Below are 18,160 nucleotides of genomic sequence, written 5' to 3'. Positions count from 1 at the left end.
CCCGCCCCGCCACGATCACCAGGTCCTCACCGGCCTCCCGGTAGGTCGCGGCGGCCTGGAAGACCGGTGCGACGCGCGTCCCGTCGGCGGTGCGGGCATGCCCTCCCCTTCCGCGTTCCCCCTCCGGCAGCAGGAGGTTGGCCACGGCGGGGTTGGTGAAGGCGCCGCGCAGCATCACCTCGTGGTTGCTGCGCCGGGTCGAGTACTGGTTGAGGTCGCGCGGCGCGGTCCCCCGGTCACGCAGGTACGTGCCCGCCAGGCTGTCGCGCGGGATGGCACCGGCCGGTGAGATGTGGTCGGTGGTGACGTGGTCGCCCAGCCACAGCAGCACCCGGGCGTCGTCGACCCGCACGTGGTCTCCGGGTTCGGGGCACACACCGGTGAGGTAGGGGGGCCTGCGGACGTAGGTGGAGTCCTCGTCCCAGGGGAAACGGGTGCTCCCGGCCGCGTCCAGCGCCCGCCACCGCTCGTCGCCCTCCCAGACGGCGGCCCCGTTCTCGCGGAACGTCCCGGGGTCGACAGCCAGGTCCACGATCCGGGCGACCTCCTCGTCGTCGGGCCACAGGTCCGACAGGTACACCGGAACCCCGTCGTGGTCGTGGCCCAGCGGCCGGGCCGCGAAGTCGTGCAGGACGGTTCCGGCCAGGGCGTAGGCCACCACCAGGGGCGGCGAGGCCAGGTAGGCGTGGGAGACCCGCGGGTTGACCCGGCCGGGGAAGTTGCGGTTGCCCGACAGGACCGCCGCGGACTCCAGCCCGTCCGCGGCGAGGTCCTCCAGCTCGGGAACCAGGGGGCCGGAGTTGCCGATGCAGGTCATGCACCCGAATCCGACCGTGTGGAAACCGGCCTTCTCCAGCGGTGCGAGCAGCCCGGCCCGCTCCAGGTAGTCGACGACCACCCGGGAGCCCGGTGAGAGGGTGGTCTTGACCCAGGGCCGGACGTTCAGGCCCCGCTCCATCGCCCTCGCGGCGAGGAGACCCGCCTGGACCATGAGCGCGGGGTTGGCCGTGTTGGTGCAGCTCGTGATGGCCGCGATCCCGACCGGTCCGCGCGGGAGCGGCTCGCCGAGGACCTCCCGCGCCTCCCCCGGCCCGTCGTTCTCCGGACTGTCGGCGTCCGGCCCCGCTGCGGAGGACTCCAGGAAGGACGCGGGCACCCGGGACAGCGCGACCCGCTGGTCGGGGCGGTGCGGACCGGCCAGGCAGGGTTCCACCGTGCCCAGGTCGAACTCCAGGAGCCGGTCGAAGCGGGGTTCGGCCGAGTCCGCGTCGCGCACCAGACCCTGGGCGCGCATGTAGGCGTCGACGGCCTCCACGTGGGCGCTCTCCCTGCCGGTCAGGACCAGGTAGTCGCGGACCTCGCGGTCGTAGGGGAAGTAGGCGCAGGTGGCGCCGTACTCGGGCGCCATGTTCGCGACGGCCGCGCGCGCCGACCAGGACAGGCCGTCGATCCCCGGGCCGCAGAACTCCACGAACGCGTCCACGACGCCCGTCGACCGCAGCAGCTCGGTCAGGGTGAGGGCCAGGTCGGTGGCCGTGACCCCGCGGCGCAGGCTCCCGGTGAGGCGGACGCCGACGACCTCGGGGAAGTTGAGCATCACGGGTTCGCCGAGCATGGCGGCCTGGGCCTGGAGTCCGCCGACGCCCCAGCCGAGGACGCCGATGGCGTTGATCATCGGTGTGTGGCTGTCGGTGGCCACGAGGACGTCGGGGTGGAGGAGGTCGGGTCCGTCGCCGCCGTCCTCGCGCCAGACGACGCGGGCGAGGGTCTCCATGTTGACCTGGTGGATGATTCCCCGGCCCGGGGGGACCACGCGGAAGCCGCGCACGCTGTGCTCCGCCCACTTGACGAACTCGTACCGCTCGGCGTTGCGCCGGAAGTCGATGTCGAGGTTGCGGGCGAGCGCGGCGGCCGAGCCGTGGGCCTCGGCGATCACGGAGTGGTCCACGACCAGGTCCGTGGCGATCACCGGGTTGACCCGCGCGGCCTCGCCGCCCAGTTCGGCGACGGTGTCGCGGAGAGCGGCCAGGTCGGTCAGCGTCGGCAGGCACGTGGTGTCGTGCAGCATCATCCGGTTGGGGTGGAAGGGGACCTCGCAGTCCCCGCGCCCCGAGCGCACCCGGGCGAGCACCGCGGGAAGGGCGTCGGGTGCCCTGCGCGCGACGTTCTCCACCAGGATGCGGATCGTGTACGGAACGCGGCGCCGCTCGTCGGGGCCGAGCAGCCGGTCGAGCGGGACGTAGCGAAACTCGCTTCCGGCCGCGTTGAGCACCGCTGTCGCGGCGGTTCCTGCCACGGAGTCGTCCATCGTCTCTCCACGCTGGTCCTCGGGTGTACCGGTGTCCCAGCACATCCATGATTGTTCTAACTTCGAGGCTAGTACAACAAGCGAGGAACCCTCACGGAAACCCGGACACCCAGCAGCAAACCGGTACACACACCCCCACTGCCCGCCTTTGCTATCCCTCTTGACGTGCGGCAACTCCCAGGCCCCCTGGAGGGCGTCGAGCACCGACCCAGGGAGCCACATATTGCACTCGCGTTCATCTTGGTGCAATATCTCCAGATGTGTGCCCCGCCTCACGAGGCGCACATCACACAGGGACCGGTCCTTCACGGGGCGCCGGTCACACGATCCGTGGGGGAAGCAATGCAGATAACGGCTCCGAGCCGACGCGAGGCGATCGCGGGTGCGATCGGAGCGGTCGCCCTCGGCGGTGCCCTGGTGGAGATCCGCACCAGCGAGGCCTCGACGGGCACGGGCGGCGGGCGCCNCCTGCAGATCGTGGCCCCCGCCGCGGCTGGCGGCGGCTTCGACACCGTGGCCCGGCAGACGCGGTACGCGCTGCGGCAGAACGGACTGGCCGAGGGCATCGAGGTGCTCAACATGCCCGGTGGCGGCGGCACCATCGGCCTCAACCACACCGCGCAGATGGGAGGACGCGCGGACGTGCTCATGGTGATGGGGAGCTCGATCCTCGGCGGCATCGAGATCACCGGCTCCCGCACCACCCTGGAGGACATCACGCCGCTGGCCCGGCTGGCTGAGGACTACATCGTGGTCGCGGTCCGGAGGGACTCCCCGCTGAGGTCGTTGGAGGACCTGGTCCGCGCCTGGACTGGGGCGCCCCGTGACCTCGTGGTCTCCGGCGGCGCCATCGGCACCTCGGACCACCTCCTCGCGGCGCTGATGCTCGACCGCATCGGTGTCTCCCCGTCCGAGCTCAACTACATCGTCTACTCCGGGGACGGCGAGGTGCTGACCTCCCTGCTGTCCCACACCTCCGACATCGCGGTCTCCAGCTACAACGGCTTCCGGTCCCAGATCGAGGCCGGGGAGGTCCGGGCGCTGGCGATCTCCGCCGCCCAGCCCCTTCCCGGCGTGGACGTGCCCACGCTGCGCGAGGCGGGGATGGACCTGGACCTGGCCAACTGGCGCGGCCTGGCCGCCCCGGGCGGGCTGGAGGAGGCCGAACACGAGGCCCTCCTGGACCTGGTCCACGCGCTGGTCGGGACCCCCGAATGGCAGGAGGCCCTGGACCGCTTCGGGTGGCGGGAGGCGTTCGTCGCCGGAGAGGACTTCGACGCGTTCCTCGTCGAGGAGACCGCGCGCCTGGAGCAGATCATCGAGGGATTGGGACTGTCATGACCTCAGCACGACCCACCGAGGAGCGGGATCCCGCCGAGGCGCCCTCCTCCGAGAACCCCGCCGAGAACCCTGGCGGGAGCCCCGACGGGGCCTCCGCCGGGAAGGCGGAACCCGCCATCCCCACGACGGCCCTGGCCGTACCCGCCGTGATCCTGATGACGGCGCTCGTCCTGGTCGTCGGTTCCCTGACGATCCGCGCACCCGAGAGCGGCGGCTTCCTGGGGCCGCGGTTCTTCCCCCTGACCGTGGGCGTCCTCCTGGCCGTGACGGCGTGCGCGTCCGGTGTGCGCGCGGTCGTGCGGGCCAGGTCCACCTCCGCCATGACCCCCGCGACCTCCACGGCTTCCGCGCCCTCCGACGGCGGAACCGGCGCCGTGGGAAGGGGCGACTGGCGCTCCCTGGGCATCATGGCCGCGACCCTGACCGCCCACGTCCTCCTGCTCCAGCCGCTGGGCTGGCTCCTCTCGGGCACCCTCCTGTTCTGGGGGATCAGCTTCGCCCTGGACCGCCGCTCACCGCTGCTGGACCTGTGCGTGGCCGTGATCCTGGCGGCGCTCGTGCAGATCTGCTTCTCCGGCCTGCTGGACGTGTCGCTGCCCAGCGGCCTGCTCGGAAAGGTCATGTGACACCGTGGACACCCTCCCTCTCCTGATGTCGGGGTTCGCCGACGCGCTGACCCCCGAGAACCTGCTGTGGTGCCTGCTCGGCGTGGTCCTGGGCACGGCCGTCGGCGTCCTGCCCGGTCTGGGCTCGTCCATGGCGGTCGCCCTCCTGCTCCCCCTGACCTTCCTGCTGGAACCGACCTCGGCGTTCATCATGTTCGCCGGGATCTACTACGGGGGCCAGTTCGGCGGGGCGACCACGTCCATCCTGCTCAACACCCCCGGGCAGAGCTCCTCGATCGCCACCGCGTTCGAGGGTCACCTCATGGCGCGCGGCGGCAGGGCCTCCCAGGCCCTGGCCGCGGCGGTGGTCGGCTCCTTCGTCGGCGGCATCGTCGCCACGACCGTGGTGGCCTTCTTCGCTCAGCGCATGGTGGTCCTGGCACTCGGGTTCGGGCCGGCCGAGTACTTCGCGCTCGCCGTCCTGGCCTTCGTGTGCACCGCCGCCGTCGTGACCTCCTCGCCCCTGCGGGGCGTGGCCGCGCTGGGCATCGGCCTGGCGATCAGCGTCGTCGGCATCGACGACCAGAGCGGCGCCATCCGCCTGACCCTGGGCGTGCCCCAGCTGCTGGACGGCGTCAGCATCGTCGTCGTCACGGTCGGGCTGCTGGCCGTGGGCGAGGTCCTGCACACGGGGTTCCGGCCCGGGTCTCCGAGCAGTCCGCGGCTGGTCGCGTCCGGTACGCCGTGGCTGGGACGCAAGGACCTGCGCCGCTCCTGGCTGCCCTGGCTGCGGGGCACGGCTCTGGGCCTGCCGTTCGGCGTGATCCCCGCCGGAGGCGCCGAGATCCCGACCTTCCTGTCCTACGGAGCCGAGAAGGCCCTGGCCCGCCGACGGGGCGACAGCACGTTCGGCCGGGGCGCGATCGAGGGAGTGGCCGGTCCCGAGGCGGCCAACAACGCGACCACGGCGACCGCGATGGTCCCGCTGCTCGGCCTCGGGCTGCCCACCTCCGCGACCGCGGCCGTGATGCTGGCGGCGTTCCAGCAGTACGGGATGCAGCCCGGCCCCCTGCTCTTCGAGCAGGAGGGCGACCTGGTCTGGGCTCTGCTGGCCAGCATGTTCATCGGCACCGTCCTGCTGCTCGTGATCAACCTTCCCTTCGCGCCGCTGTGGGCGCGGCTCCTGCGCCTGCCCCAGCGCCACCTGTTCGCGGGGCTGATGGTCTTCGCCACGGTCGGCGTTTACTCGGTCAACGGTTCGGTGTTCGACGTCGTCCTGCTCTACGCGGTCGGCGCCCTCGGGCTGCTCATGCGCAGGTACGACGTCCCCGTGGCACCGGTCCTCATCGGCGTCATCCTGGGGCCGCTGGCCGAGAGCGAACTGCGGCGGGCGATGGCCGCGAGCCAGGGGGACGTCGCGACCCTGTTCGACGGCGGTATCGCGCTCGGGATCTACGGCGTCCTCCTGGTGGTGGTCGCCGTCTTCGCCGTCAAGCGGATCCGGGACCGCCGGACCGCGACCCCTGCCGACGAGCGCGAGGTGGACACCGTGTAGAACCTAGTGGTCACGTCATCGGATGACACCGGGGTCGAGGGGCGGCCCCGGTGGGCCGTGTCCCGCGCGGGGGCGCACACGAACACGGGGGGCAACGTTGGGAAGAGGCCGCGTCATCGGGCCGTCGTGGCTGTGGCCGCTGCTGCTGAGCGTCGTACTCACCCACACAGCCCTCAACCTCGCCCGCCCCCTGATCTCCTACCGGACGATCGCCCTGGGCGGGGACGCGGTGGCGGTCGGCCTGGTCACCGCCGCCTACGCGCTGCTCCCCCTGGTGGTGGCGGTCCCCCTGGGACGGGCGACCGACCGGTCCCGGCGGATGGCCTGGATCGTCGGCCTGGGCGCGGCGATCCTCGGTACGGGCTGCCTGCTGCTGGCCCACGGTTCCGGCCTGTTCGCGGTCGCCCTGGCCAGCACCGTGCTGGGCATGGGACACCTGCTGTGCATGGTCGCCGGTCAGGGGCTGATCGCCCGCCTGTCCACGCCGGAGAACCTGGACCGCGACTTCGGGTGGTTCACGGCCGCGGCCTCCCTCGGTCAGCTCGTGGGTCCCCTGCTGTCGGGCGTGATCCTGGCCGACGCCTCGGGGGACGCGCTGCTGACCGCGACCTCGACCGCCTTCCTCGTCGCCGCGGTGACCGGCGGGCTGGGGCTGGTGCCGGTCCTGGCCTTCGTCCGGGTGCGGATGCCGCCGCCTCCCCGCGCGGAGGGCGACAAGCGGGTTCCCATGCTGGGGCTGTTGCGCAGGCCGGGTCTGCCCTCGGGGCTGTTCGCCAGTTTGGCCCTGCTCTCGGCCGTGGACATCCTCACCGCCTACCTGCCGCTGGTCGCCGAGAACCGGGGGATCCCGCCCATGCTGGTCGGCGTCCTGCTGAGCCTGCGCGCGGGGTCCTCACTGCTCTCCCGTCTGGTGCTGCCGCGGCTGGTCGTGCGCTGGTCGCGCGGGGNCCCCGCCGCGGCGGGTCTGTCCATGGCGGCGGTGGCGCTGCCGGTCAGCGACCCGTTCGTGCTGGGCGCCGTGCTGGCCGTCGGGGGGTTCCTGCTCGGTCTCGGGCAGCCCCTGACGATGGCGCTGGTGACCACGGCGGCCCCGGAGGGCGCGCGCGGCGCGGCCCTGGCCCTGCGCATCTGGGGGAACCGGCTCGGGCAGGTGGGGATCCCCGCCGTCGGGGCGGGGGTCGCGGGCGCGGTGGGGGCGTCCGGGGCCCTGTGGTTCGTGGCGGCCGTCCTCGTGGCGTCGGCGCTCACGGCCGCCAGGCGCGTGTGAGTTCCGGCCGCCCGCACTTCCCAGCGGGCTGACCGCATACGTTACTGGTGCGACGCATGCGCCCCGATCCGCACTGATCTCGTACTCCTAGGAGTCTCGACGGTCGAACCTCGCTATGAGTACAAGAGCAAGCCGGGCGGCGGCAGGCTGAGATACCTGTTCAGCCTGCCGCTTGACATAGAAGCGTCACGGCGGACGAGGCGGGCTGGTGAACCCTTTCGGTCAACCGCGTCAGGTCCCGTCGATCCGCCGCAGGGTGCGTCTCAGGAGCACCGCCAGCGCCACCGCCGTGACCAGGACCCCGCCCGCCAGACACGGCCACGGTCCCAGCGGTCCGGCGTCGTATCCGGGAAGGGCCAGGACCGGCCACGACGGCGGTAGGGGAAGCAGGAGGAACTTCCAGGAACCGGGCAGGAGCCAGGCCGCCACGGGCGTCAGGGCCATGAGGGCGCCCACGCCCTTGACCGCGACCAGGGCCTCCACCTTGTTGCTCGCGAACGCGGTCATCCCGGCGAGCAGGAGCGGGGCCTGGAGCGCCGCCAGCACGAGGGCGACCACCACGCCGGCGGAGGGACCGCCGTCCGTGAGCCCGCTCAGGGGCAGCGCGGCGGCGAGGCCGGTCAGGGACAGGACCGCGACGAGGACCATCCGGTAGCCGAGGTAGGCGGGCACGGACACGGGCGAGGCGCGCAGCACGAGGAGGACGTTCTCGTCGGCGTCCTCGACCGCGCGCAGGCCGCCCACCACCCCGAACATCATGGGCACGTGCAGCAGGACCAGGGTCGCCAGGAGCGCGGGGGTGTGCGGTGCCAGGTCGAATCCGTGTGCGGTGAGCAGGAAGTCCGAGGCCCCGGGGAGGGCGAGGCGGATGAGCAGTGCCAGCGGCACCGGGGCGCAGAGGAGGAGCAGGAGCAGGGGATCGCGCCCCGCACCGAGGAGGTCGGTGCGGGCGAAGCGCGCGATCGCCGGAAGCCGTCCGCGTCCGGTGACGCGGACGGCGGGCGCGAGGGCCCCCTTCGCGGTCTCCGGCCTCACCCGTGCGGGGAGGCTCCCGTTCCCGACCGCGCGGAGGGCCGCGACGGTGCCGACCGCCACCCACGCCGACGCGTAGGCCGTCCCCGCGGACAGGGTCACGGGATCCGCGTCCAGCGATTCCGGTGCGGTCCCCATGCGGATGAGGTCCGCGCCCACGGTGGTCGGGACCGCGTACATGAGCGGATGCTCCAGGATCCCGGTGACGTGTACGAGGGGAACGAGGATCAGCGGCGCGACGACGAACGGAACCGTGAGAAGGAAGCCCGAAAGGTCGCGGGTGCGCGCCCCCGCCGCGAGGCACGACGTGAGCAGCAGGGCCGAGGTGAGCGCCACGCCGCCCAGGGTGGGCGGCAGTACCTGCGGAAGGTCCGCGAACCGGTCGCGCACCGACACCGCCGTCATCGGCACGGCGATGAACAGCGCCAGCGCGGTGAGCACCAGCAGCCGGGCCGCCACCCCCTCACCGACGCGCAGCGGGGTCACCGTCAGCGCCTGGCGCGTGCCCTCGGTGCGTTCGAAGAACAGCAGGGCCACGGCGAAGAGCGCGCCGAACCCCGCCGTGTCGAGGAACAGCAGGTGGGCCGCGACCGTTCCGGCCGCCCCCGCGGGGACCGCGAGCAGCACCAGGGTCCACACGGCGCACAGGGCGACCGCGGCGGGCACGATGCCGTAGCNCTCGACCCGCGCCTCCAGTACGGCGGCCGCGAACAGCCGGTTCACAGGTGCTCCCGGGTGACGGCCGCGAAGACGTCGTCCAGGGAGGCCTCGCGCGTGTGCAGCGTCTCCACCGCGCCCTCCCTGAGCAGGGACAGGAGTTCGGCGTCGTCGGCCAGGGACTCGACGGGCATCCGCATGGGTGCCCGTCCGCGTACCTCGGCGACGAGCCCCGGGCTGCCGTGGCGGAGCTTGAGGGCGCGCGGGGTGTCGACGGCGGCGATCCTTCCCCCGGCGACGAAGGCGACCCGGTCGCACAGGAGGTCGGCGGTGGCCATGTCGTGCGTGGTGAGGAAGACCGTGCGGCCCCGGTCGGCCGCCTCGCGGATCACTCCCCGCAGCAGGGCGGAGCGGACCGGGTCCTGCCCCGAGGTGGGTTCGTCGAGGAAGAGGAGTTCCGGCCCGTTGACCAGCGCACGCGCCAGGTTGAGCCGCATACGCATGCCCTTGGACAGGTCGCTGACGCGCCTGGAGGCAGCGTCGGCCAGGTCCACCCTGGCCAGGAGTTCGTCGGGGTCCTCGACGGGGCCCCGGTACAGGGACGCGAAGGCGGCCAGGTTCTCGCGCGCGGTGAGCCTGCCGAACCCCGCCGGGAGCTCGAAGCCCACGCCCACGCGTTCGAAGTAGTCCGGCCCCCACGCTCCCAGGGGCCGCCCCAGGACGCTCACCTCGCCCTCGTAGCGGCGCAGCAGCCGGGTGAGCACCTTCTGGGTCGTGGACTTCCCGGCGCCGCTGGGCCCGAGGAAGCCGAACACCTCGCCCCTGGCGACGGAGAAGCTCATCCGGTCGACCGCGGGCCTGTCGGTGCCCGGATAGCGGACCTGGAGGTTGTCGACGGTGATGACCTGCTCGGCCATGGGGGGGCTCCTCAGGATCGGTGGTGGCCGGGTGACGACGCGCGCAGGGCGAGGAAGGCCCGGTCGACGAGTTCGGGCAGTTCCCCCTCCCCGTCCGTGTCGACCCAGGCGATGACGGCCGCGGACAGCGCCGCCGAGCAGGCGGCGGCGACGGCGCGGACCTCCAACGTGGGGTGCGTGGTCTCCGGCGGGGTCAGGCCGCGTTCGAAGGCGGTGCTCGCGGAGGCGAGGTTCTCGCCGACGCGGGAGCGCAGGGCCGGGATGGACAGCAGGAGCCGGGACCGGTCCAGCAGGGCCTCCCGGTTGTGCTCGTAGACCCGGCCGAGCCCGACCAGGGTGGCCCGGTGGATCCGCTCGACTGCGGGGAGGGTGGCGGGCTGTTCCCGGACCAGCTCCTCCAGCATGGGGTCGTACTCGTCCTGGAGGACGACGTCCTCCTTGGTGGGGAAGCAGCGGAAGAACGTCATGTGGGAGACGCCCGCCTCCCGGGCGATCTGGGCGACCGTGGTCGCCTCGTAGCCCTGCCGTTGGAAGAGCCGCAGGGCGGCCTCCTGGATGGCGGCCCTGTTACGCCGTCTCGTGCGCGTCCGCTGGTCCATGCCCACCACCGCCCCGTCCGTCCCGCACAGCAGAAATGTTACTCACTAACACGAGGCCGTACACCCCTCGGGCGGCCGGGGACGGGGCGGCTGTCAACGCACGTCGTGTGGGGGGCTCAGTGCCCGGAACGCACGGCTTCCCGTCCGTCCCGCGCCGAGGGCTCGGTGACGGGGGCGAGCCAGAGGCCGGTGAGGGCGTCGGTCAGCCCGACGGCGGCCCGGTGCCAGGAGTCCCTGGGGGTGCGGCCTCCCTCGGCCAGGGCGCGCTCGCGTTCGGCGATCATGTGGACCATGAGCTGGCGGGCCATGTCCTGGCGTTCCATGCGGACCTCGGTCGGCAGGTGGGCGAGGCACCCGCGCAGCTGCTCCCCGGCGCGGACCAGCGACGGGGAGTTGAGGGACTCCTCGGCCACGATCTCCCGGTAGGCGGAGTCACCCAGGACCTGGGCGCTGAACCTCCCGAACCAACTGGGTATGCCCAGGTCGGCGAGGTGTTGCGCGAAGGGCTCCACCATGCAGGCGATCCAGTCCCTGGCCTCGGTGGAACCGTCGGCCTCCACCACCATGCGGCGGCGTATCCCCTCGATCTGCTCGGTGTGCCTGCGCACGATCGCGCGGACCAGACCGGCCTTGGAACCGAAGTGGTAGCTGACCGCCGTGTTGTTGCCCTGCCCCGCCTCCTGGCTGATCTGACGGTTGGAGACCGCGGCCAGTCCGTGTTCGGCGAAGAGCCGCTCCGCCGCGGCCAGGATCGTCTCCCTCGTCGCGGCGACCCGGTCTGACCTCGTCATCCTGCCATTCATAGGAGCCACCGTACCGACCCCCCGGTCCGGCGCCGTGCGCGACTCGTACGGACGCTCCCCCTCGGGAACGCGGGGGCCGCCGCCAGGCGACCTCGTCACTGTGTCCCTCCTCTCGTCCCGACGGTGGAGTCCGTCCGGACACGTATCGTTAGTATAAGTCATGCGCCTGACTTAAAAGTAGGCGCTTCCGTACGCTCGAAACGGGGGAACCCACTCCATGACCCATGCCCCTGACGAAGCGCCAGTACCCGGTGACGCACGACCCCCCGTACGGCCGAACGTGATCGTCGCCGTCCTGGCCCTCAGCGGGATCATCGTCTCGCTCATGCAGACCCTGGTCATCCCGATCGTGCCCGTGCTGCCCGACCTGCTGGGCGCCACCCCCGGGGACACCGCGTGGGCGATCACCGCCACCCTGCTGACCGCCGCGGTCGCCACACCGACGGTCGGCCGTCTGGGCGACATGCACGGCAAGCGCCGCATGCTGCTGTTCAGCCTCGCGGTCCTCGTGGTCGGCTCGGTGTTCTGCGCCCTGGCCACCAGCCTGGTGCCGATGGTGATCGGGCGCGCCCTCCAGGGGCTGGCGGCCGGGGTCATCCCCCTGGGCATCAGCATCATGCGCGACGAACTGCCCCCCGAACGGCTCGGCGGGGCGACGGCGCTGATGAGCGCCTCACTCGGCGTGGGCGGCGCGCTCGGTCTGCCCGCCGCCGCGCTCATCGCGCAGAAGGCCGACTGGCACGTGCTCTTCTGGGTCGCCGCGGCGTTGGCGGCCGTGGCCGCCGTCCTGGTCCGCGCCCTGGTCCCCGACTCCGGGGTCCGCAGCGGCGGCGGGTTCGACCTGCCGGGATCGGTGGGCCTGGCCGTCGCGCTGCTCCTGCTGCTGCTGGCGATCTCCAAGGGCTCCGACTGGGGATGGGACGGCGGTGTCCCCGGCACCATGCTCGTCGTCGCGGCCGCGGTGCTCCTGGTGTGGGGCTGGTGGGAACTGCGTACGCCACACCCCCTGGTCGACCTGCGCACCAGCGCACGCCGTCAGGTCCTGCTCACCAACACCGCGTCCGTGGTGTTCGGCTTCTCCATGTTCGCCATGTCCCTGGTCATCCCGCAGCTGGTCCAGACGCCGGAGGCGACCGGTTACGGCTTCGGGCGGACGATCCTGGTCGCGGGCCTGGTGATGGCGCCGAACGGGCTGGTGATGATGGCGATGTCCCCGATCTCGGCACGCATCTCCCGGACCATGGGACCCAAGACCACCATGATGGTCGGCGCCCTGCTGGTCGCGCTCGGCTACGGCCTGAGCATGGTGTTCATGTCGGGCATCTGGCAGCTCATGATCGCCTCCACCGTCATCGGGGCGGGCGTGGGACTGGCCTACGGAGCCATGCCCGCCCTGATCATGGCCGCCGTCCCCCGGTCGGAGACCGCCGCCGCCAACAGCCTCAACACCCTGATGCGCTCCATCGGCACCTCCGTGGCCAGCGCCGTCGCGGGCGTGGTCATCGCCAACATGACCATGTCCCTGGGCGGAGAGGTACTCCCCGCCCGGGAGGCCTTCACGCTGGTCCTCGGCCTCGGCGCCCTCGCCGCGCTCACGGCCTTCGCCGTCGCCTTCTTCCTCCCCGGGCGCGGGGCCGCCCCCGAACCGGAGCGGTCCGAACCCGAGCACGCACCCTCCCCCAGCACCGTGAGCGGCCGGGGCGACTGACCGAGCACGGGAGGGGCGCCCCGCCGTGCCGGGCGCCCCGCCGTGCCGGGCGCCCCTCCCGTGCTCGGAATCCCCGAGCGGCACGGCGACCACCGGATCCCCCACGGCCACCGGCGCGTGCGCCCTCGGTGCCGTGGAGACGACAGAGGAAGGACCGCACATGGGCACAGCCTCCGACGCGACCCCCGACACCGACGACCGGGGCGAGGAGATCGACCTCGACGCGCTGCGGGCCCGGTACGCCCGCGAGCGCGAGCGCCGTATCCGCCCCGACGGCGCGGCCCAGTACCGTTCGGCCGCGGGCGAGTTCGGCTACTACGCCAAGGATCCCTACACGCCCCGCACCGAGCGCGAACCGCTGACGGACACCGTGGAGGTGCTCGTGGTCGGCGGCGGGTTCGGCGGCCTGGTCACCGGGGCGCGGCTGCGCCAGGCGGGCGTGGAGTCCATCCGGATGACGGACGAGGCCGGCGACTTCGGCGGGACCTGGTACTGGAACCGCTATCCGGGCATCCACTGCGACATCGAGTCCTACTCCTACATGCCCCTGTTGGAGGAGGTCGGCTACGTGCCCCGGTGGCGCTACGCCCCCGGCGAGGAGATCCGCCGCCACGCCGTGGCGATCGCCGACACCTTCGACCTGTACCGCGACGCGGTGTTCCACACCCGCGTCACCGCCCTGGACTGGGACGACCAGGCGTGCGAGTGGGTGGTCGGGACCGACCGCGGCGACCGGATGCGCGCCCGGTTCGTCATCACCTCCTCGGGCACCCTGACCCAGCCCAAGCTGCCGGGCATCCCGGGGATCGAGACCTTCGGGGGCCACACCTTCCACACGAGTCGCTGGGACTACGGTTACACCGGCGGCGACCAGGAGGGCGGCCTCACCGGCCTCGCCGACAAGAGGGTCGCGGTCGTGGGCACCGGCGCGACGGGCGTGCAGGTCATCCCGCACCTGGGACGCGACGCGAAACACCTGTACGTGTTCCAGCGCACGCCGTCCTCGGTGGACGTGCGCGACAACCGGCCCACCGACCCGGAGTGGGCGGCCTCCCTGAAACCGGGCTGGCAGCGCGAGCGGATGGAGAACTTCCTCGCGATCGTCTCCGGCGAGCGGGTCGGGACCGACATGGTCCAGGACGGCTGGACGTCCACGGCACGGCTCCAGCGCAAGATGATCTCCGGGGCGCTGGACACGAGCGTGTCCCCGGAGGAGCGCGAGCGGATCGACGAACTCGTCGACGCGCGGAAGATGAACCAGATCCGGGCCCGGGTGGACGAGGTCGTCGACGACCCGGCCACGGCCGAGCTGCTCAAGCCCTGGTACCGCTACATGTGCAAGCGGCCCTGCTTCAGCGACCACTACCTCCAGACGTTCAACCGGCCCAACGTCACCCTGGTCGACACCGCCGACCACGGCGGCATCACGCGCATGACCGAGGACGCGATCGTCGTCGGGGACACCGAGTACCCCGTGGACTGCGTCGTCTTCGCCACCGGGTTCGACGTCGGCGTCTCGGGGGTGATGTCCGGCGCGCTTCCGGTCCGCGGGCGCGGAGGGCGGGACCTGCTCGGGTCCTGGAGCCGCGGGCCCCGCACGCTCCACGGCTTCTACAGCGACGGGTTCCCCAACCTCTTCCAGTTGGGCGCCGTGCAGAACGCCAACTCGGTCAACTTCACGCACATCCTGGTGGAGCAGGCCGAGCACATCGCGGCCGTCGTCGCCCGGGGCCGCAAGGACGGGGTCCCGGTCATCGAGCCCTCGGCGGAGGCCGTGGAGGAGTGGGGGCGGACCGTCCGGGAGACGGCCCACGACAACTCCGCGTTCCAGGCGCAGTGCACGCCCGGTTACTACAACCGCGAGGGCGCGGGCGTCCACGGCGGTTTCTCCTACAGCCCCGGACCCGTGGCCTTCCACCGGTTGCTCAGGGACTGGCGCGAGGACCGCATGCACGAGGTCCTGGGCGCGAAGCCGTAGTCCCCGCCGGTCGATCCGGTGGCTGAGCCGCGGCGCGCGTTCCACGGAGCCGCTCGCCGCGGACACAGCGAGGGGCCCACCCTCAGGTGGACCCCTCGCTGACCTGCTGTTCCTCTGTCGGGACGGCGGGATTTGAACCCACGACCCCTTGACCCCCAGTCAAGTGCGCTGCCAAACTGCGCTACGTCCCGTCCGCCGCGCGGACACCGTCTCCGGCGCCGCCGACGGGAAGACTCTACCGCATCCGCAGGGCCCTCCGCACCGCGATACCGCCCCGCCCGGACTCAGGCGGGGCGCACGGAGTCCGCCGCCGGGGGACGGTACGGCCGACGGGTGGGCAAGATCGGTCAGGCGCCCGCGGCGGCCGGGTGAACATACTGGTCCCATGACCGAGCCCACCCCAGGCCGGGACCGCCTGCGCGAACTGCTCGACGCGGTCCTGGACGAGGAGAACACCCGCCTGACCGACATGGCGGACCACGCCTTCGCCTCACCGTTCCACTTCACCCGCAGGTTCACCCGCGACACCGGGGAGCCCCCGGTCGCACTGCGCCGCAGGGTGCTCCTGGAACGCGCGGCCTGGCAGATCAGCCAGGGCAGCAGCGTGACCGACGCCGCGTTCGCGGCCGGATACGAGTCGGTCGAGGGGTTCACGCGCGCCTTCGGGCGCGCCTTCGGGCACCCGCCCAGTTCCACCACGCCCGGCAGCGGCACCTGGCTGTCCGCGCCCAACGGCATCCACTTCCATCCGCCGATCCACCTGTGGATCGAGGAGCAACCGAAGGAGCGGACCGGAATGGACCTGATCGCCCTCCAGATCCACCACGACGTGGACGACACCTCCCACCTGGTCCGCCTCGCCGCGGAACTTCCCGAGGAGGCCTACCGGCGGGTGCGCGATCCCGGACGGACCGTCCTGGAGTGGGACGGGCCGGAGGGGTCGATCGCCGCCGTGCTCGACCACCTGGTCCGGGCCAAGGAGATGTGGCTCGCCTCGATCGAGGGGGCGGACATGCCCGAGCAGGGCGCGGACGACCCGCGGTCCCTGACGGAACGGCACACCCGCGCGGGATCGCGCTGGATCGCGGCGGTCGACGACATCGGACGGCGCGGCGCCTGGGGCGACCGCCTGATCGACGCCCTGTGCGACCCGCCCGAGAGCTTCGTCCTGGGCAGCGTCGTCGCGCACGTGCTGACCTTCTCCGCGCACCGCAGGCAGCTCGTCCGCCACATGCTGCGCGCGGAGGGCCTGGAGGTGGACCACGGTGATCCCATCGAGTGGCTACAGAACCGACACCACGACGGAGGTACACGATGAGCAGGACCGTCTACAACACCGCGACGAGCCTGGACGGCTTCATCGCCACCGAGGACCACTCCCTGGAGTGGCTCTTCGCCGCCGAGGGGGACGAGGCCCTGGACGAGACCGCGGCCTTCATCCGCGAGGCGGGCGCGATCGTGTCCGGTGCGGGCACCTACGAGTGGATTCTCAAGCATGAGGGGATCACGTCCTGGCCCTACGAAGCCCCCACCTGGGTGCTCACCCACCGGGACCTGCCCAGGGTCGAGGGCGACCTGCGCTTCGCCAGCGCCGACACCGACCAGGAGCTGCGCGACCTGCACAAGGAGATGGTGGAGGCCGCCGACGGGCGCGACGTGTGGCTGGTCGGCGGTGGCGGGATCGCCGCGGACCTGGCCCGGCTCGGCCTCCTGGACGAGGTGTTCGTGTCGGTCGCGCCGGTCACCCTGGGCTCGGGGGCGCCGCTGCTGGCCGGGCGCGTGGACCTGAGGGTCCTGGACGTGCACCGCGCCGGTGACTTCGCCTGCATGCGCTACGAGGTCGTCCGCGCCTGACACGGACCAGGCAGGGGGCGCCGCCGGGGGCACGGTCCCGGCGGCGCCCCTCAGACGCCTTCCAGCTCGCGCAGGCGCGCGGCGGCCCCGGCGATCTCGTCCTCGGTGAACACGGCGACGCCCCCGTCCAGAAGCAGCCGCGCGGTCACCCCCTCGCCGGGCACCTTCCGCCCGTCGAAGGTCCCGTCGTAGACTCGGTGAAGCCCGCAGGAGGGGCTCGACTCCTTGAGCACCGCCACGCCCACGCCGTGCGTCCGCGCGGTGGCCAGCGCCGCGCGGGCGCCGTCCACGAAGGGAGCGGTCACGTCCAGGCCGTCGGGGGTGAGGATGCGCGCCCGGCCCGCGAGCACGTCGGCGGCGGTCGCGCCGGGCTCGATCTCGGCGGGCGGCCGGGGCACCGGAAGGCCGCCCGCGACCTCCGGGCAGTGCACCACGAGACGCCCCTCCTCGCGCCAGCGGGCGACCACGTCGTCCCCAACCGTCTTGGCGCGCCCGTCGTAGCGCACCCTGCGCCCCATCAGACAGGCACTGACCAGCACCTTACGCATGGGTTCCCCCTCCGCCGACGGATACCGGCTACCGGCTACCGGCGACGGTGCTTGCGGTCCGGACGCACACTGCCCTTGGACGCACGGCCCGGCGCGCCCTTCTTCTCGCGGATCCGCATGCTGATGTGCACCGGGGAGCCCTCGAAACCGAAGTCCTCCCGCAGGCGCCGCTCGATGAAGCGGCGGTAGTTGTCCTCCAGGAACCCGGTGGTGAACAGGATGAAGTGCGGCGGACGCGCGCCCGCCTGCGTCGCGAACAGGATCTTGGGCTGCTTGCCACCGCGCACCGGCGGCGGGGTGGCGTTGACCAGCTCCTTGAGCCAGTTGTTGAGCCGCCCGGTCGGGATGCGCTGGTTCCACCCGTCCAGGCTGGTCTCGATCGCCGGAACCAGCTTCTCCATGTGGCGTCCGGTCCTAGCCGAGACGTTCACGCGCGGCGCCCAGGAGACCCGCGCCAGCTGGCGGTCGATCTCCTTCTCCAGGTAGATCCGGCGCTCCTCGTCCAGGATGTCCCACTTGTTGAACGCCAGGACCAGGCCGCGGCCCGCCTCGACGACCTGCTCGACGACCCGGATGTCCTGCTCGGCGAGGGGCTCGCTGACGTCCATCAGCACCACCGCGACCTCGGCCCGCTCCAGCGCGGTACCGGTGCGCATGGTGGCGTAGTAGTCGGCGCCCTGGAGGGCCCGGAACCGGCGGCGGATACCGGCGGTGTCGATGAACTTCCAGGTACGGCCGCCCAGCTCGACCAGCTCGTCCACCGCGTCGCGGGTCGTGCCCGCCACCGCGTCCACGACCACCCGGTCCTCACCGGCGAGGCGGTTGAGCAGGCTGGACTTGCCCACGTTGGGACGGCCCAGCAGCGCGATGCGGGGCGGACCTTCCTCGCCGTCCTCCTCCAGCTCGCCGGCGGGCTGCTCGGGGAACGCCGCCACCAGCGCGTCCAGCATGTCGCCGGTGCCGCGGCCGTGCAGGGCGCTGATCGGGT

At 72.5% G+C, this 18,160-nt stretch carries 15 protein-coding genes and 1 tRNA gene; 8 read left to right on the top strand and 8 right to left on the bottom strand.

Features of this window, described 5'->3' with window-relative positions:
- A partial coding sequence (acnA, locus tag D455_RS0121620; protein ID WP_051064690.1) for an aconitate hydratase occupies positions 1–2,308 on the bottom strand: 2,308 nt, incomplete at its 3' end.
- 258 nt (positions 2,309–2,566) lie between these two features.
- On the opposite strand from acnA, the gene D455_RS0121615 reads away from it, so the two are divergent.
- The 4 genes from D455_RS0121615 (at position 2,567) to D455_RS0121600 (ending at position 7,076) form a co-directional block, all read left to right on the top strand.
- The gene (locus D455_RS0121615) at positions 2,567–3,649 is read left to right on the top strand and encodes a Bug family tripartite tricarboxylate transporter substrate binding protein (protein WP_449289315.1); all 1,083 of its coding nucleotides are present in this window, start codon (positions 2,567–2,569) and stop codon (positions 3,647–3,649) included.
- Entirely contained in the window at positions 3,646–4,275 is a 630-nt protein-coding gene (locus D455_RS31275) for a tripartite tricarboxylate transporter TctB family protein (RefSeq protein ID WP_017572771.1), read from the top strand. The genes D455_RS0121615 and D455_RS31275 overlap by 4 nt, the downstream gene beginning before the upstream one ends.
- Positions 4,276–4,279: 4 nt before the next feature.
- Entirely contained in the window at positions 4,280–5,809 is a 1,530-nt protein-coding gene (locus tag D455_RS0121605; protein WP_017572770.1) for a tripartite tricarboxylate transporter permease, read from the top strand.
- 97 nt (positions 5,810–5,906) lie between these two features.
- Positions 5,907–7,076 (top strand): MFS transporter, encoded by a 1,170-nt coding sequence (locus tag D455_RS0121600; RefSeq protein ID WP_017572769.1) that lies wholly within the window; start codon positions 5,907–5,909, stop codon positions 7,074–7,076.
- A gap of 231 nt (positions 7,077–7,307) precedes the next feature.
- Here D455_RS0121600 and D455_RS0121595 read toward each other — a convergent pair whose 3' ends face one another.
- From D455_RS0121595 to D455_RS0121580, 4 genes are all read right to left on the bottom strand, one after another.
- Entirely contained in the window at positions 7,308–8,774 is a 1,467-nt protein-coding gene (locus D455_RS0121595) for a fluoroquinolone export ABC transporter permease subunit (RefSeq protein ID WP_449289316.1), read from the bottom strand.
- A gap of 53 nt (positions 8,775–8,827) precedes the next feature.
- Positions 8,828–9,682, bottom strand: a complete 855-nt coding sequence (locus D455_RS0121590) for an ABC transporter ATP-binding protein (RefSeq protein WP_017572767.1) — start codon at positions 9,680–9,682, stop codon at positions 8,828–8,830.
- 11 nt (positions 9,683–9,693) lie between these two features.
- A complete protein-coding gene (locus tag D455_RS0121585; RefSeq protein ID WP_040685039.1) occupies positions 9,694–10,281 on the bottom strand; it encodes a TetR/AcrR family transcriptional regulator in 588 nt (195 codons plus the stop codon).
- Positions 10,282–10,397: 116 nt separating this feature from the next.
- Positions 10,398–11,072, bottom strand: a complete 675-nt coding sequence (locus tag D455_RS0121580; RefSeq protein WP_017572765.1) for a TetR/AcrR family transcriptional regulator — start codon at positions 11,070–11,072, stop codon at positions 10,398–10,400.
- A gap of 229 nt (positions 11,073–11,301) precedes the next feature.
- Between D455_RS0121580 and D455_RS0121575 the strand changes: the two genes are divergently transcribed.
- Positions 11,302–12,792, top strand: coding sequence for an MFS transporter (locus tag D455_RS0121575; protein ID WP_040685037.1), 1,491 nt, complete (start codon positions 11,302–11,304; stop codon positions 12,790–12,792).
- A gap of 160 nt (positions 12,793–12,952) precedes the next feature.
- Positions 12,953–14,770, top strand: a complete 1,818-nt coding sequence (locus D455_RS0121570; RefSeq protein WP_017572763.1) for a flavin-containing monooxygenase — start codon at positions 12,953–12,955, stop codon at positions 14,768–14,770.
- Positions 14,771–14,887: 117 nt separating this feature from the next.
- On the opposite strand, the gene D455_RS0121565 is transcribed toward D455_RS0121570, so the two are convergent.
- Positions 14,888–14,961, bottom strand: a tRNA-Pro gene (locus tag D455_RS0121565).
- 194 nt (positions 14,962–15,155) lie between these two features.
- On the opposite strand from D455_RS0121565, the gene D455_RS0121560 reads away from it, so the two are divergent.
- The gene (locus D455_RS0121560) at positions 15,156–16,088 is read left to right on the top strand and encodes a helix-turn-helix domain-containing protein (protein WP_017572762.1); all 933 of its coding nucleotides are present in this window, start codon (positions 15,156–15,158) and stop codon (positions 16,086–16,088) included.
- Positions 16,085–16,624: a dihydrofolate reductase family protein gene (locus D455_RS0121555; RefSeq protein ID WP_017572761.1), complete on the top strand. Its 540-nt coding sequence runs from the start codon at positions 16,085–16,087 to the stop codon at positions 16,622–16,624. Before D455_RS0121560 ends, D455_RS0121555 begins: the two co-directional genes overlap by 4 nt.
- Positions 16,625–16,674: 50 nt before the next feature.
- Here the strand turns inward: D455_RS0121555 and D455_RS0121550 are convergent, their stop codons facing one another.
- Together D455_RS0121550 and der are read right to left on the bottom strand one after the other, a co-directional pair.
- Positions 16,675–17,172, bottom strand: coding sequence for a DUF523 domain-containing protein (locus tag D455_RS0121550; protein WP_017572760.1), 498 nt, complete (start codon positions 17,170–17,172; stop codon positions 16,675–16,677).
- Positions 17,173–17,207: 35 nt separating this feature from the next.
- On the bottom strand, positions 17,208–18,160 hold a 953-nt coding region (gene der / locus D455_RS0121545), incomplete at its 5' end, for a ribosome biogenesis GTPase Der (protein WP_017572759.1).

Source organism: Nocardiopsis halotolerans DSM 44410, from assembly GCF_000341065.1.
GTDB classification, from domain to species: Bacteria; Actinomycetota; Actinomycetes; order Streptosporangiales; family Streptosporangiaceae; genus Nocardiopsis; species Nocardiopsis halotolerans.
Note: the sequence above shows the minus strand (reverse complement) of the source record. Positions and strands in the feature narration are given on the sequence as shown.